The sequence below is a fragment of the Promicromonospora iranensis genome, from assembly GCF_028994775.1.
GTDB lineage: Bacteria > Actinomycetota > Actinomycetes > Actinomycetales > Cellulomonadaceae > Promicromonospora > Promicromonospora iranensis_A.
Genome location: NZ_JAJQMN010000002.1, coordinates 188,571 through 202,691, shown reverse-complemented (window position 1 = coordinate 202,691; position 14,121 = coordinate 188,571). Strand labels below are relative to the sequence as shown.

Below are 14,121 nucleotides of genomic sequence, written 5' to 3'. Positions count from 1 at the left end.
GTACCGGCTCGCGGTGCGCACGCCGCCTTAGCTCAGTCGGTAGAGCATCTCACTCGTAATGAGAAGGTCGTCAGTTCGATTCTGACAGGCGGCTCAGCCAGCAGAAGGCCCGGAACCTCGACGGTTCCGGGCCTTCTGCGTGTCGTGCCGCCAACCCCCGAACTGCGGATCAAACTCTCTACATCTAATGTTATCTGTAGAGAGTTCGATCCGACTGCTGAAGGAAGGCCCCGGTGCACGATCTCCTTGCTCGACCTGGTCCGTTCCGCACCGCTGAGGCGCGTGCTCGAGGGATCAACGCGCGGACGCTTCGCGCCTGGGTGGACAGCGGTCTCGTTACTCAGATCTCGCGAGGGTTGTATCAGCCGACGGATGCCGAGGCGGGGGATCCTGACTTGATTGAGATCGTCACCAGGTCTCCGCGGGCCACGATCTGCCTCACGACCGCCCTTGCCCAGTACGACCTGGTCGATGACATTCCAGCGGCGTACGATCTGGCCCTCCCGCGCGGCGCACACCGACCGCTGCTGGCGGCGCGCGTTGCATGGCGATCCTTCGACGCCGCGACGTTCTACATCGAGCGTGGCAACGAACAGATCGGTGGTGTCGCTGTTCCGATCTACTCACCTGCCCGAAGCATCGTCGATGCCTTTCGGATGCGCGGCTACGAGGGCTATGAGGCAGCGACCTCCGCGTTGCGCCGTTGGCTCGTCATACGCGGAAACCACCCATCAGAGCTGCTGCGCATCGCGCATCTGCTGCCTCGTGCCGAGGGGCCCCTTCGTACCGCTCTGGAGATCCTGACGTGACCGAGAGTGCGGCGGCAACCACCATCGGCCAGGCCAGGGTGGCCTATCTCGCGCTGCGGAGGGTGGCCAAGGAGGAGGGCGTCAACTTCGCCGAGGCGCTCGTCCTCTACAAGCTTGAGCGAACGCTCCACAGGCTTACGCGCACCGTCTACGGAGACAAGTTCGTCCTCAAGGGGGGCTTCCTCCTGGCGGCGTATGTCGAGCGCCGGCCAACCAAGGACATCGATGCGATGCTGAGTGACCTCAACCTGGACGAGGCCACCGTTCGTCAGGTCTGCCGTGCCGTCATCGCAGTGGACGAGCCAGATGGCCTGACGTATGACGTCGAGTCGTTGACGATTACCGAGATTCGCGAGAACGAGGACTACACCGGCTTTCGCGCGGCTATGACCTGCAATCTGCACACCGACAGACAGAAGATCGCCTTCGACTTCTCGGCTGGTGACCCTGTAGCGCCCCCGGCGGTTGACGTCGTGCTGCCGGGGCTGCTCGGTCAGGACGTGGTCGTGCGCGGCTATGTGCCCGCGATGATCGTCGCCGAGAAATACGTCACAGCATTGGCGCGTGGCGAGACGAATACCCGCTGGCGTGACTTCGTGGACCTGTACACCATAGGTAGGACCATTGCGGTCGATGCGGACGAACTCCTGACGTCGTTGCACGCGGTCGCCGAGCATCGAGGCGTAGTCCTGGCTTCTCTTGCCCAAACGGTCGACCTGGTGGTGTTTGCCGAGGCCGCACAGGCTCGGTACATCGCTTGGAGACGCAAGCACGGGCTTTCTGAACTTGCACCTGAACAATTCTCCGACCTCCTCGCCGCGATCGGGAAGTTCATCGATCCCGTCCTGACGCGGTGACCGACGGCGCGGGTGCTCAGTAGCCTGCGTGAGGTCAGCCCACGAACGCCTCCGGCCCGAAGCGCCCCCAGGCCACGAAGGCGAGCAGCACCACGTAGACCATGTCCAGCAGCATGAGCTTGTACTCGCGCCGGCTGATCCGGGTGACCACAGCGCCGACCATGATCATCACCAGACCGAGCGCCGCGACCGGTACCAGGTCCGGTGCGATGCCGACCACGGCGGGCAGGGCCAGACCGAGGCCGCCCAGCACCTCCAGGACTCCGATGACCTTGATGGCGGCCGGACCGAAGTCCTCGGTCCAGCCGGCGGCAGGCCCGGTGCCGGCGATCCACTGCTTGCTCGCGAGCACCTTGAGCCCGCCGCTGCCCACGTAGACGACGGCGAGCAGTCCGGCAACGATCCACAGGGCGATGTTCATGCGTTCTCCTCCGAGCAGGGGTGTTCACTGCCCCGCCGACGACACGGCTGCCCTGTGTGTGACAGTGCCCGCAGGTGAGCCTGGGCCTGCCACGCGGGCTACCCCGCCGGCGCCGGGATCGGCTCCTCGGCCGCGCGGCTCACGGCCTCCCACTCCTTCCAGGTCCGACGACGTTCGTCGGTGACGTCGAACGCGATGTCGTACGCCGTGCCGCCGAGGAGCAGCCGGCGCGGTGGGCGAGGGCTCGCGACGAGCTCGAGGATCGCCGCAGCGGCACGCCTCGGGTCGCTGTCGACGCTGTTCTCGGCGAACTGCGCGGCCAGGCGATCGCGCAGCCCGTCGTACTCGGGCAGGGGCGTCGCGGTGTCCATCGCGGTGTAGAGATCCGTCCAGTAGCCGCCCGGCTGGACGATCGTCACATCGACGCCGAACTCGGCGAGTTCGTGCGCCACCGCCTCGCTCAGGCCCTCCAGGGCGAACTTGCTCGCGCTGTACAGGCCGGTTCCCGCGAAGCCGGCCAGGCCGCCGATGCTGGAGACCTGGATGAGGTGGCCCGACCGCTGCCGGCGGAGCACCGGGGTCACTGCCTGCGTCACCCAGACTGCGCCGAAGAAGTTGGTCTCGAGCTGGGCGCGGACCTGCGCCTCGGTGAACTCCTCGACGAACCCGTACGACAGGGTCCCGGCGTTGTTGATCACGATGTCGAGCCGTCCGAAGGCGTCGACGGCCTGCTGGACGGCCGCGCCGACCGCCGCCGGGTCACGGACGTCGGCGGTGATCTGGACCAGGCCGTCGCGGTGGTCGTCGTCCCGGATCGTGCGCGATACGGCGGCGACCTGGTCACCCGCGGCCAACGCCGCATCGGCGAACGCGCGGCCCAGACCACGGCTGGCCCCGGTGATGAACCAGGTACGCCGACGCGGGGTGCTGGTTGGTTCGTTCATGGGAGATCCCCTCATAGTTTGTCGAGACGGTGCGTCTCGGAATGAACCATGACAGGCGAACGATCCGTTTGTCAATACGCAACGTCTCGTCTTGGTGAGATATCCTGCGTGCATGCCGACCGCACAGCAGGCGTCCACCGGGCGACGTCGCAACCCCGCCACCCGCGCGGCGATCCTCGCCACGACCTTCGACGTCGTCGCCGAGCTCGGTTACGCGCGGCTGACCATCGAGAAGGTGGCCGCCCGGGCCGGTGTGGGCAAGCAGACGATCTACCGGTGGTGGCCCACCAAGGGCGCCCTGGTGCTGGACGCCGTCCTCGAGCGTTCGCTCGGGCCGGGGGAGCCGACAGACCTCCCCGACACCGGTGACCTCGAGGAGGACCTGACGGCCGTGCTGGTCGCCACCGTCGAGGAGTTCGCCGATCCTGCGTTCGACCGCGCCCTGCGTGGTCTCACCGCGGCGATCATCGAGGACCCGGAGCTGAGCCAGGCCTACCGCGAGCGGCTGGACGAGCCCATGCGGGAGCTCAAGCGGCGTCGGCTGCGCCGGGCCCAGGCGGCGGGCCAGCTCGATGTCGACGTCGACCTGGACCTGGCTGTCGATCTGGTCTTCGCGCCGGTCACGCGGCGTTGGACCGAGCGGTCCGGCGACCTCACGCCCGATGGCGTGCGGGCGATCGTCCGGCGCGCGCTGCGAGGGCTGGCCGGCTCTGCCTAGCGGGAGTCCGTGGCGCGCCGCCGCGTCGACCGGACCCCCCGCGCGGTGCGGTGCAGAGCCCACCCGAGCGCCGCCCCCACGGCGTAGAACGGCAGGTCCGGCGCGTTGAAGGTGGTGCCGAGCACCATCCGCGCGAGCGTGCTGTGCGCGCCGAGCTCGGCGGGGACACCGGTGAGCTGGAAGAGCTCGACCGCCACACTCACCCCGAACGCCACGGCTGCGGCTGTCGAGGCTCGGGTACGTGGCGCCACCACGAGCACGAGCCAGAAGATCAGCAGCGCGTAGAGCGCATCACCCGCGTACTTCGCGAGGTCACCGCCGAGCACCGACCGTACGGACAGCCCTGCCGCCACGGTCACCGCCGCCGCGAGGACAGGTACGGTCCGACGCCGGAGCCGGTCCCGGACCGTCACCTCGCCAGTCGCCTCACCCATCACGGGTGCCGCTCATCTGCGCAGTCTGCCGCAGCTGCCGCAGGCGGCTGGAGGCACGGGCGAGGTCCGGCGGCGCAGGGCGGCCGACGGGCACCGCGAGCACCTCGTCGAGCGGCCGCGGCGCCGTCAGCACCAGGGGCAGATCCCGGTCGTACAGCACGTCCACGAGGCTCACGAACCGCTGCTGGGTGGTCACATGACAGTCGGCGAACGGCACGACGTCGGACACCACCCACCGCCCGTACCGCTCTGCGAGCGACAACATGTCCAGCGCCGATATCGGGGCAGCGCACAGGCCGGCGAAATCGAACCACACGGCGCCGGCCGTCGCCCGGAGCGCCCGCACGCTCCGGCCGCCGCCAAGTGGGACTGCCACGGCCTCGCGAGAGCTCGGTGGGACCAGGCCGGCGTCGGCGAGCTGCCGAGCGGAACCCGGTACGAGGGCGGCTCCACCGCGCCAGCCCGGAGCGACCGGCGCGGCGTCGGGCACCCGGAGCTCGCGGTAGTCCACCGGACCGTCGACGCGCAGGACATCCAGCTCCGCCTCCAGGAGGGCGATGAGCGGCTCGGCGAGCTCGTGGAACAGCGGGTCGGGCAGCAGGCCCTGCGGCGGGTAGTTCGACGTCGCGACAAGCGTCACCCCGCGGGCCAACAGGTTGCGCAGGGCGCGGGACAGGAGCATGGCGTCTCCGGCGTCGTGCAGGTGCAGCTCGTCGAAGCAGAGCACAGACGTATCGCCGAGGAGCGCGTCGAGCGCGCCGTCCATCGCGTCCGGTGTGCCTGTGCGCGCCCACACCTCGGCGTGCAGCGCGCGGTAGAACTCGTGGAAGTGGAACCTCGGGCCGCCCGCGAGACCGTGGAAGCGGTCCAGGAGCCAGGTCTTGCCGCGGCCCACGGGCCCCCAGAGATAGACGCCGTGCGCGCCGTCACGGCGCCGCCTCGCGGGACCCGCCTGCATCCGGTCCAGCACTCCCTCGAGGTGCTCCGCCGCGGCCTGCTGTGCGGCGTCGAGCACGTACCCCGCCTCGCGCGCGGCGTCGCGGATCGGCGTGGACTGCATGCGTCGAAGGTACCCTCTGTGCCATGGCATGGACCCGCGCCCGACGGCGCAAGCCCGTCACCTATCTGCTCGGCGAACCGGTCGAGGAATATCCCGCGACAGCGCCCGAGGTGCACCGCGGCCGCGTGCTGCGCATCACCGAGATCGGTGAGCCGGTGCTGCACAACCCGGCCCGGACGGTCGACGCGTTCTCGACCCCGGAGCTCGCCCGGCTGATCGACGACCTGTTCGCCACCATGGAGTCGGCGCAGGGCGTGGGCCTCGCGGCCCCCCAGATCGGCGTGGACCTGCGGGTGTTCGTGTACGACCTCACCGACTCGACGGGCGACCGCCACGTGGGCCACGTGGTGAACCCGGTGCTCGAGACGGACCCCGAGGCCGAGCCCGAGACCGAGGAGGAGGGCTGCCTCTCGGTGCCCGGTGCGTACGAGCCGCTGGAGCGCCCGGGCCGGGCGACGGTGCGCGGCGTGGACCAGCACGGCGGGCCGGTGCAGCTGTCGGGCACCGGATACCTGGCGCGCTGCTTCATCCACGAGTCGCAGCACCTCGACGGCACCCTCTACTGGGACCACCTGAGCGAGGACCTGCAGGCGGACGCGCTGGAGCAGCGCGACGAGGAGCGTCCGCACATCATCGCGGAACGCCGCGAGATCGCCATCGAGCTCGACAAGACGCCGCCGGAGTACCCCGAGAAGCCCGCCGGCGGCCGCTGACCCGCTCGGCTGACCCGCTCGGCGTTCACAGCGAGGTGGCCCAGCTCGCCACCGCGTCCGCGACCTCCTTCTGCCGGGCGACGCCGCGCATGTCGTGCGCGCCGGACAGGGTCACGGTCGTGACGGGCCGCGGGATCGCCGCAACGTGCTCCGCCAGCTCCTCCGGGGTGCCGAACTGGTCCTTGTCGCCGGACACGAACAGCGTGGGGACCGCGATCTGCCCGAAGTGCTCCACGCGGAGCTTCTCGGGCCGTCCCGGTGGGTGCAGCGGATAGCTGAGCAGCACCAGGCCCGCTGCGGGCAGGCCCTCCGCCACGGCCATCGAGCACATCCGTCCGCCGTACGACCGCCCGCCGAGGAGCAGCCGGTCGGTCGCGACACCGAGCTCGTCCGCCCACGCGGCGGCCTCCGCCCGTAGGTGCGCGACGGCGACCGGCGCCCGGTCCGGCATCCGGCGGCCCTCCAGGCGGTACGGGAAGTCGGCGCGGCGCACGGGGAGGGGCGGTTCGACGTCGGCCAGGGCCTGCTCCACCGCGACGAGGGCCGGGCTGTCCCGGTTCGCGCCCGCGCCAGGGGTCAACAGGAGGCCTGCGGGAATGCTCACACGCTCAGTCTGCCCTGGACGGTGCCGGTCGAGCAGATCAGGTCAGGCGTCGCCAGAGCAACAGCACGCCGCCGGCGGCGAGCAGCGCGCCGGCGCCCAGCACGGCCACCCAGCCGAGCGGCGAGATGATCTCGTCCTGCTGGACGGCGACCGCCTGCGTCTGTGGCTGCTGCTGGTCGCGGAGATTCTGCAGGAGCGCCGCCTGGGGGGACGTGTGGGACGGCGAAGGGCTCGGCGTGCCCGAGACGGACGGCGACGGTGACGGGCTCGCGCTGGGTGTCGGCGCCGGCGTCGGTGTCGGGGGCGTGGGCGACGCGACGGGCGTCGGGGCCGAGGAGGGCGCCGGCGAGTCCTCCGCGACCGGGGCCGGCGGCCGCGCGGGCTTCGGCGCGGCCGGGGCCTGGCCCTCCGCGGGCTCGTCGGCCTTGGGGGGCGTCGGGGTTGGTGTGGGTGTCGACGTGGGGGCCTGCTGAGGGTTGCCCCGGCACGCGGTGTTGTTCCCCGACTCGTGCCAGTTGCTCGCGTCCTCGACCTCCACCCACACCACGCAGTAGCCGTCCGGATAGGCCTGCCAGGCCTCCCAGAACGAGGTCCAGCCCTGGCGCTGCTCGTCCCGGGTGAGCTCGCGGGAGAAGGCCCTGCCACCCCTGCGCTCCCCGGGCGGCCGGACCACGTAGGCGACCTCGTCGCTCTCGCTGCCCCGCTCGAAGGCGACGCCGTCGGCGTTGACCCAGATGTTGTCGTTCGAGAACTTGGCGGCGGTGGCCCGCTGCCCGACGGCGGCGCTGCTTCCCAGGGCGAGCATCGTCAGCAGGAGCACGAGCAGGACCAGAAGGGCGGGGCGTCGTGCCGGGGCAGCACGCACCGTCGGCTGCGGCGTCGTGTCGGAGGCGGTGGCACGTATCACAGCGGCGATCGTACCGCCGCGCGGCGTCTTGCCAAGGATAAGGAGCGGGTTAGAAGCGCGGGCCTTCCTCGCCGTGGAGGAGGTTGCGGATGGGGCGCGTGATCACGTCCACCCGGTCCACCAGGTCGGCGGGCCCGGTCACCACGACCGCGCGGTCGGCGGCCGGGGAGTAGACGGCGGTCACGTTGCGCACGGTGACGCGCATGCAGCGCTTGCCCGTGCCGTCGACCCGGAACTGCCGCGTCTCGCACGGGACGTCGTCGACCTCGGCCACGATCGCCCGCATGGCGCTGCGGTAGTCCTGGTAGGACTCGGCCAGGTCGGTCACGTCGGCGATCTCCGGCGGCGCCGCCGGGTCGACGTCGGCGTGCAGCGGTGCGACGAGCGCGCCGCTGCAGGCGGCGCGGACGATGTCCTCGATCTGTGCCGGCGTCGCGGGCACGCGCAGCGTCTCGACCTCGACGGTCTCGCCGGAGAACGTGCGATAGGAGCGCAGGAAGCGCTCCTCGGTGGGGTCCGTGCTGTCGGCGATCCCCGTGACTTCCTCCTCGACGAGGTCGAGCCCCCAGGTCAGGGGGTCGTCGACCTCACCGACGACGCCGGAGAAACGCGCGAAGCGCGCGACGATCTGTTCCCAGGACTCGGGGGTCGGGCTCGGTTCGTCCGCCATGTGGCCTCCCCGGGGCGGGTTCGGGTCTGACACCGAGACTGCCGGGTGCGGCGGAAGGCGTCAACGACCTCCACCGGAATCGGCCCGGAATCAGCCGGGACTCGCCATCGAGAGCCTGCGCCCGGGCGTGTCGCCGCGCGACGGGGGGTCCGACACCTCTCAAGGGCCGGACATCGTCACGCCCCTGGCGAACATGGGCATCAACCGGCCCATGGGCGCGTTGTGACCGCATAGAGTCGTTGCGGTCAGGCCTGGTACCGCCGGTGCAGGTGTACGCCGCTCGTGAGGGAGCAGCACATGTTCGAGAGATTTACGGATCGCGCCCGTCGGGTCGTCGTCCTCGCCCAAGAAGAGGCGCGGATGCTGAACCACAACTACATCGGCACGGAGCACATTCTGCTCGGCCTCATCCACGAGGGTGAGGGCGTAGCCGCCAAGGCGCTCGAGTCGCTCGGGATCTCGCTGGACGGCGTCCGCACCCAGGTCACCGAGATCATCGGTGAGGGGCAGCAGGCGCCGAGCGGGCACATCCCGTTCACGCCGCGTGCCAAGAAGGTGCTTGAGCTGTCGCTCCGCGAGGCGCTGCAGCTCGGCCACAACTACATCGGCACGGAGCACATCCTGCTCGGTCTCATCCGCGAGGGTGAGGGCGTCGCAGCACAGGTGCTCACCAAGATGGGTGCCGACCTGAACAAGGTGCGCCAGCAGGTCATCCAGCTGCTGAGCGGCTACCAGGGTAAGGAGCCGGTCTCCGCAGGTGGTCCTCAGGAGGGCCAGCCCGCGGGTTCGGCAGTGCTCGACCAGTTCGGCCGCAACCTCACCCAGGCCGCGCGCGAGGGCAAGCTGGACCCGGTCATCGGTCGTACGCAGGAGATCGAGCGGGTCATGCAGGTCCTGTCCCGCCGCACCAAGAACAACCCGGTGCTGATCGGTGAGCCCGGCGTCGGCAAGACGGCTGTGGTCGAGGGTCTGGCGCAGGACATCGTCAAGGGTGATGTCCCGGAGACGCTCAAGGACAAGCAGCTGTACACGCTGGACCTCGGCGCGCTGGTGGCCGGTTCGCGTTACCGCGGTGACTTCGAGGAGCGCCTCAAGAAGGTGCTCAAGGAGATCCGCACGCGGGGCGACATCATCCTGTTCATCGACGAGATCCACACCCTGGTGGGTGCGGGTGCCGCCGAGGGCGCGATCGACGCAGCCTCCATCCTGAAGCCCATGCTGGCTCGCGGTGAGCTGCAGACCATCGGTGCCACCACGCTCGACGAGTACCGCAAGTACGTCGAGAAGGACCCGGCCCTGGAGCGCCGCTTCCAGCCGATCCAGGTGTCCGAGCCGTCGCTCGAGCACGCCATCGAGATCCTCAAGGGCCTGCGCGACCGCTACGAGGCGCACCACCGCGTGTCCATCACGGACTCCGCGCTGGTCTCCGCGGCCACGCTCGCCGACCGGTACATCAACGACCGGTTCCTGCCGGACAAGGCGATCGACCTGATCGACGAGGCCGGCGCACGCCTCCGCATCCGTCGCATGACGGCGCCGCCGGAGCTCAAGGAGCTCGACGAGAACATCGCCGAGGCGCGCCGCGAGAAGGAGTCGGCGATCGACGAGCAGGACTTCGAGAAGGCCGCCGGCCTGCGTGACAAGGAGAAGCAGCTCACGCAGCTCCGTGCGGACAAGGAGAAGGCCTGGAAGTCGGGCGACCTCGACACGGTCGCAGAGGTCGACGACGAGCTGATCGCCGAGGTGCTGGCGATGTCCACGGGCATCCCGGTCGTCAAGCTCACCGAGGAGGAGTCCAGCCGGCTGCTCCACATGGAGGACGAGCTGCACAAGCGGGTCGTCGGCCAGGAGACGGCGATCAGGGCGCTGTCGCAGGCCATCCGCCGTACGCGTGCCGGCCTCAAGGACCCGAAGCGCCCCGGTGGCTCGTTCATCTTCGCCGGCCCCACGGGTGTCGGTAAGACCGAGCTCGCCAAGGCCCTCGCGGAGTTCCTGTTCGGCGACGAGGACGCCCTCATCCAGCTCGACATGTCCGAGTTCTCGGAGAAGCACACGGTCTCGCGACTGTTCGGCTCCCCGCCCGGATACGTCGGCTACGACGAGGGTGGCCAGCTCACCGAGAAGGTGCGTCGCAAGCCGTTCTCCGTGGTCCTGTTCGACGAGGTGGAGAAGGCGCACGCCGACATCTTCAACTCGCTGCTCCAGGTGCTCGAGGACGGGCGGCTCACGGACTCGCAGGGTCGAGTGGTCGACTTCAAGAACACCGTGATCATCATGACCACCAACCTCGGCACGCGGGACATCGCCAAGGGCGTGCAGACCGGCTTCAACTCCGGCGGCGACCTGGTGACCTCCTACGAGCGCATGAAGGCGAAGGTCAACGAGGAGCTCAAGCAGCACTTCCGGCCGGAGTTCCTCAACCGTGTCGACGACACCGTCGTGTTCCCGCAGCTCTCCCAGGACGAGATCATCCAGATCGTCGACCTGGAGATCGCGAAGCTCGACCGTCGTATGCGCGACCGGGACATGGGCCTCGAGCTCACGCCCGCCGCCAAGCACCTGCTGGCTGAGAAGGGTTACGACCCGGTCCTCGGTGCCCGTCCGCTCAAGCGGGCGATCCAGCGGGAGATCGAGGACTCGCTGTCCGAGAAGATCCTGTTCGGCGAGCTCACGGCTGGTCAGCTGGTGATCGTCGACGGCGAGGGCGAGGGCATCCTCGGCGAGTTCACGTTCCGCGGTGTGGAGCGCGACGAGCGCCGTCGTCCGACCCAGGCCGAGCCGCAGTCGGTGCCCGCGGGCGCCGGGCTGGTGCCGCGCGACCTGCCGCCGTCGGGCCAGATGGCTGCCGGCGGAGCCTGATCACCCGGTAGTACTCCGGACCACAGAGGCCCGGTCACCCCGAGAGGGGTGGCCGGGCCTTCGTGCGTTCGCGGCAGGACCAGCCTCGTCCGAACGGGGCCGAGTTTGACATGTTCGACCTCAAGATGGTTCCGTACAACAGAACTCAGTTCCGCTAGGCGGACCACCCGTACCGATGGAAGTCCCGCTCGACGTTGAGCAGAAGGAGAAGCGATGAGGCTCAAGAAGATGGTTGTCGCCGGCACGGCGGCGCTCGTGGCTGTGGCGCTCACGGCCTGTGGCAGTGGCTTCGAGGCCCCCGCCGAGGGTGGCACCGACGCCGCGGGCGGGGCCGGCGCCCCGGAGGCGGAGACGGTCTTCAAGGTCGCCTTCAACCAGAACGCGGACCAGCCCGAGGCGGTCGCCATGACCAACCTGGGTGAGCGCCTCGCGGAGCGGACCGACGGCCGCTACACGCTCGAGGTGTTCCCGAACGAGACGCTCGGCGCGCAGAAGGACACGGTGGAGCTCGTCCAGTCCGGCACCGTCGACTTCGCGCTCGTCGCCGGCTCGCTGCTGGAGAACTTCAACCCTGACTTCGTCGCGCTGAACCTGCCCTACGTCTACGACTCGCAGGAGCACCAGGAAGCGGTGCTCAACGACCCGGAGATCACCGGCGACCTGTTCAGCTCGATCGAGGACCAGAACCTGCGCGTGCTGGGCGGCTTCTCCGCCGGCGTCCGCAGCGTCTACAACTCCTCGCACCCGATCGAGAAGCCCGAGGACCTCGACGGGCTGAAGATCCGGGTCATGGAGTCGGACACCAACACCCGGATGCTCGACCTCATGGGTGGCACGGGCACGCCGATGGGCCAGGGCGAGGTCTACACGGCCATTCAGTCCGGCGTGCTCGACGGCGGCGAGAACAACGAGTCCATCTACGCGAACCTCAAGCACGCCGAGGTGGCGCCGTACTACTCGTACACCAAGCACCTCATGATCCCGGACTACCTCATCACGAGCCCCGCGGTCTTCGACGCGATGTCCGAGGAGGACCGCGCCGTGTTCCTCGAGGAGCTCCAGGTGGCGTACGAGGAGTCCAGCGAGCTGACCACGGAGATCATGACCGAGAGCCAGGCAGCCGCCGAGGAGGCGGGCGCCCAGTTTAACGAGCCGGACATCGAGCCGTTCCGGAAGGCCGTCGAGCCGCTCCTGGACGAGTCGCTCACCACCGACACCGCAAAGGACCTGTACGACAGCGTCCGTGCGGCCGCCGAGTGACCCGGCACTGAGGTTCGGAACCGATGACACACGTCAAGCAGGGTCTCGATACCGCGCTGAAGTGGTTCTGCGTCGCGCTGTTCGCGGTGCTGGTGCTGGTCGTGGTGTGGCAGGTCTTCACCCGGCAGGTCCTGTCCGCGCCGAGCACCTGGTCCGAGGAGCTCGCCAAGTACATCTTCATCTGGCTCGGCCTCTTCGGTGCGGCGCTCGTCTTCGGTGAGCGGGGGCACATCGCCATCGACGCGGTCGTCCAGAAGCTGCCGCAGCGCTGGCAGCGTTGGAACGCCGTGCTGGGCCAGGTGGTGATCGGAGCCTTCGCGGCCCTCGTGCTGGTCTACGGCGGGTGGCAGGTCTCCGAGCTCGCCTGGAACCAGAACCTGCCCGGCCTGCCGCTGAACGTCGGCTGGCTCTACCTGGCGCTCCCGCTGTCGGGCGCCCTGGTGCTCTTCTACACCGCCTACCACCTGGTGGCCGTCGTGCGAGGCGTGGAGAACGCCACCGCCGACGGCGAGCCGGACGCCATCTGAGGAGGTCGTACACATGGAGGTGGCTGCTCTCGCCGGGCTCGTCCTGGTGGTAGGAATCGCCGTGTTGCTGGTCCTGGGGGTCCCGGTCTCCGTGGCCGTCGGCACGTCCGCCGCGGCTGCGGCGATCACGGCCCTGGGCTTCGAGAACGGTCTGCTGACGTCCGCCCAGCAGATGTTCCGCGGTATCAACAACTTCTCGCTGCTCGCGATCCCGTTCTTCGTGCTGGCCGGCGTGATCATGAACAACGGCGGGATCGCGCTACGGCTCGTCAACTTCGCCAAGATGCTGGTCGGGCGTACCCCCGGGTCGCTCGCGCAGACCAACGTCGCGGCGAACGCGATGTTCGGCGCGGTCTCCGGCTCCGCGGTGGCGTCCGTCGCCGCCGTCGGGTCCACGATGGGTCCGCTCCAGGCCAAGGAGGGGTACCCGAGGGACTTCTCCGCCGCCACGAACATCGCGTCGGCGCCCGCGGGGATGATCATCCCGCCGAGCAACCTGATGATCGTGTACTCGCTGGTGTCGAGCACGTCGATCGCGGCGCTCTTCATGGCCGGCTACGTGCCGGGCCTGCTCTGGGCGGCGGTGTGCATGGTGATCGTCTACCTGTACTCCCGCAAGCGGCCGGAGCTGCGTGTCACCGAGCGGCTGTCGTTCGCGGCGGCGCTGCGCGTGACGCTCGAGGCGATCCCCGCCCTGCTGCTCATCGTCGTTGTGATCGGCGGCATCCTGGCGGGCATCTTCACGCCGACCGAGGCGTCCTGCATCGCGGTGGTCTACTCGCTGATGCTGGCGTTCGTCTACCGGACGGTCAAGGTCCGCGACCTGTACGGCATCCTGCTCGAGTCCACGCGCACCACGTCGATCGTGATGTTCCTGGTCGGCGTCTCCGCGGTGATGTCGTGGGTCATGTCGTTCGCGCAGATCCCGCAGCTGGTCACCGACGCGCTGCTGTCCGTGACGAACAACCCGTACGTGCTGATCATCCTGATCGTCGTGCTGCTGCTGGCCATCGGTTGCTTCATGGACCCGACGCCGGCCGTGCTGATCTTCGCGCCCATCTTCCTGCCCGTCGTCACGGCGTTCGGGATGGACCCCGTCCACTTCGGCATCTTCATGGTGATGGCCCTGTCGATCGGCACGATCACACCGCCGGTGGGCCCGGTCCTCTTCGTCGGTGCCCGGATCTCCGGGATGTCGATCGAGAGTGTCATCCGCCGGCTCGTGCCGTACTTCGTCGCGCTGGTGCTCCTGCTTGTGGTCGTCGCGATGACCCCGGCGCTGTCGATGTGGCTGCCCACCGTCCTCGGGCTCGTCTAGCCCGTCCTACCCTGCCAAGG

At 69.3% G+C, this 14,121-nt stretch carries 15 protein-coding genes and 1 tRNA gene; 9 read left to right on the top strand and 7 right to left on the bottom strand.

Going from position 1 to position 14,121, the window contains the following annotated elements; translation table 11 throughout:
* Window positions 1-21 precede the first annotated feature (21 nt).
* The 3 genes from LUU90_RS03780 (at window position 22) to LUU90_RS03770 (ending at window position 1,666) form a co-directional block, all read left to right on the top strand.
* Window positions 22-94: transfer RNA gene (locus LUU90_RS03780), tRNA-Thr, on the top strand.
* A gap of 139 nt (window positions 95-233) precedes the next feature.
* Window positions 234-809, top strand: coding sequence for a type IV toxin-antitoxin system AbiEi family antitoxin domain-containing protein (locus LUU90_RS03775; protein ID WP_275001949.1), 576 nt, complete (start codon window positions 234-236; stop codon window positions 807-809).
* Window positions 806-1,666 (top strand): nucleotidyl transferase AbiEii/AbiGii toxin family protein, encoded by an 861-nt coding sequence (locus LUU90_RS03770; protein WP_275001948.1) that lies wholly within the window; start codon window positions 806-808, stop codon window positions 1,664-1,666. The genes LUU90_RS03775 and LUU90_RS03770 overlap by 4 nt, the downstream gene beginning before the upstream one ends.
* Window positions 1,667-1,700: 34 nt before the next feature.
* Here LUU90_RS03770 and LUU90_RS03765 read toward each other — a convergent pair whose 3' ends face one another.
* Both LUU90_RS03765 and LUU90_RS03760 read right to left on the bottom strand, forming a co-directional pair.
* Window positions 1,701-2,087: a DoxX family protein gene (locus LUU90_RS03765; RefSeq protein ID WP_275001947.1), complete on the bottom strand. Its 387-nt coding sequence runs from the start codon at window positions 2,085-2,087 to the stop codon at window positions 1,701-1,703.
* A 98-nt stretch (window positions 2,088-2,185) separates the two neighbouring features.
* Entirely contained in the window at window positions 2,186-3,031 is an 846-nt protein-coding gene (locus LUU90_RS03760) for an SDR family NAD(P)-dependent oxidoreductase (RefSeq protein WP_275001946.1), read from the bottom strand.
* 112 nt (window positions 3,032-3,143) lie between these two features.
* Here LUU90_RS03760 and LUU90_RS03755 point away from each other — a divergent pair, with 112 nt between their 5' ends.
* The gene (locus LUU90_RS03755) at window positions 3,144-3,749 is read left to right on the top strand and encodes a TetR/AcrR family transcriptional regulator (RefSeq protein WP_275001945.1); all 606 of its coding nucleotides are present in this window, start codon (window positions 3,144-3,146) and stop codon (window positions 3,747-3,749) included.
* Here LUU90_RS03755 and LUU90_RS03750 read toward each other — a convergent pair.
* Window positions 3,746-4,183, bottom strand: a complete 438-nt coding sequence (locus LUU90_RS03750; protein ID WP_275001944.1) for a DUF2809 domain-containing protein — start codon at window positions 4,181-4,183, stop codon at window positions 3,746-3,748. The genes LUU90_RS03755 and LUU90_RS03750 overlap by 4 nt on opposite strands.
* A complete protein-coding gene (zapE, locus tag LUU90_RS03745) occupies window positions 4,176-5,243 on the bottom strand; it encodes a cell division protein ZapE (RefSeq protein WP_275001943.1) in 1,068 nt (355 codons plus the stop codon). Before zapE ends, LUU90_RS03750 begins: the two co-directional genes overlap by 8 nt.
* A gap of 23 nt (window positions 5,244-5,266) precedes the next feature.
* Here zapE and def point away from each other — a divergent pair, with 23 nt between their 5' ends.
* Entirely contained in the window at window positions 5,267-5,956 is a 690-nt protein-coding gene (gene def, locus LUU90_RS03740) for a peptide deformylase (protein WP_275001942.1), read from the top strand.
* 25 nt (window positions 5,957-5,981) lie between these two features.
* Here the strand turns inward: def and LUU90_RS03735 are convergent, their stop codons facing one another.
* The 3 genes from LUU90_RS03735 to LUU90_RS03725 are packed head-to-tail and all read right to left on the bottom strand — an operon-like array spanning window position 5,982 to window position 8,137.
* The gene (locus LUU90_RS03735; protein WP_275001941.1) at window positions 5,982-6,560 is read right to left on the bottom strand and encodes an alpha/beta family hydrolase; all 579 of its coding nucleotides are present in this window, start codon (window positions 6,558-6,560) and stop codon (window positions 5,982-5,984) included.
* Window positions 6,561-6,597: 37 nt separating this feature from the next.
* Window positions 6,598-7,467, bottom strand: coding sequence for a hypothetical protein (locus tag LUU90_RS03730; RefSeq protein ID WP_275001940.1), 870 nt, complete (start codon window positions 7,465-7,467; stop codon window positions 6,598-6,600).
* 49 nt (window positions 7,468-7,516) lie between these two features.
* The gene (locus LUU90_RS03725; RefSeq protein ID WP_275001939.1) at window positions 7,517-8,137 is read right to left on the bottom strand and encodes a hypothetical protein; all 621 of its coding nucleotides are present in this window, start codon (window positions 8,135-8,137) and stop codon (window positions 7,517-7,519) included.
* Between the two features lie 297 nt (window positions 8,138-8,434).
* Between LUU90_RS03725 and LUU90_RS03720 the strand changes: the two genes are divergently transcribed.
* The 4 genes from LUU90_RS03720 to LUU90_RS03705 all read left to right on the top strand — a co-directional run bounded on the left by LUU90_RS03720 (window position 8,435) and on the right by LUU90_RS03705 (window position 14,101).
* Entirely contained in the window at window positions 8,435-10,996 is a 2,562-nt protein-coding gene (locus LUU90_RS03720) for an ATP-dependent Clp protease ATP-binding subunit (protein WP_275001938.1), read from the top strand.
* Between the two features lie 213 nt (window positions 10,997-11,209).
* The gene (locus LUU90_RS03715) at window positions 11,210-12,256 is read left to right on the top strand and encodes a TRAP transporter substrate-binding protein (RefSeq protein ID WP_275001937.1); all 1,047 of its coding nucleotides are present in this window, start codon (window positions 11,210-11,212) and stop codon (window positions 12,254-12,256) included.
* Window positions 12,257-12,279: 23 nt separating this feature from the next.
* A complete protein-coding gene (locus LUU90_RS03710) occupies window positions 12,280-12,783 on the top strand; it encodes a TRAP transporter small permease (protein WP_275001936.1) in 504 nt (167 codons plus the stop codon).
* Window positions 12,784-12,796: 13 nt separating this feature from the next.
* Window positions 12,797-14,101, top strand: a complete 1,305-nt coding sequence (locus LUU90_RS03705; RefSeq protein WP_275001935.1) for a TRAP transporter large permease — start codon at window positions 12,797-12,799, stop codon at window positions 14,099-14,101.
* Window positions 14,102-14,121 lie beyond the last annotated feature (20 nt).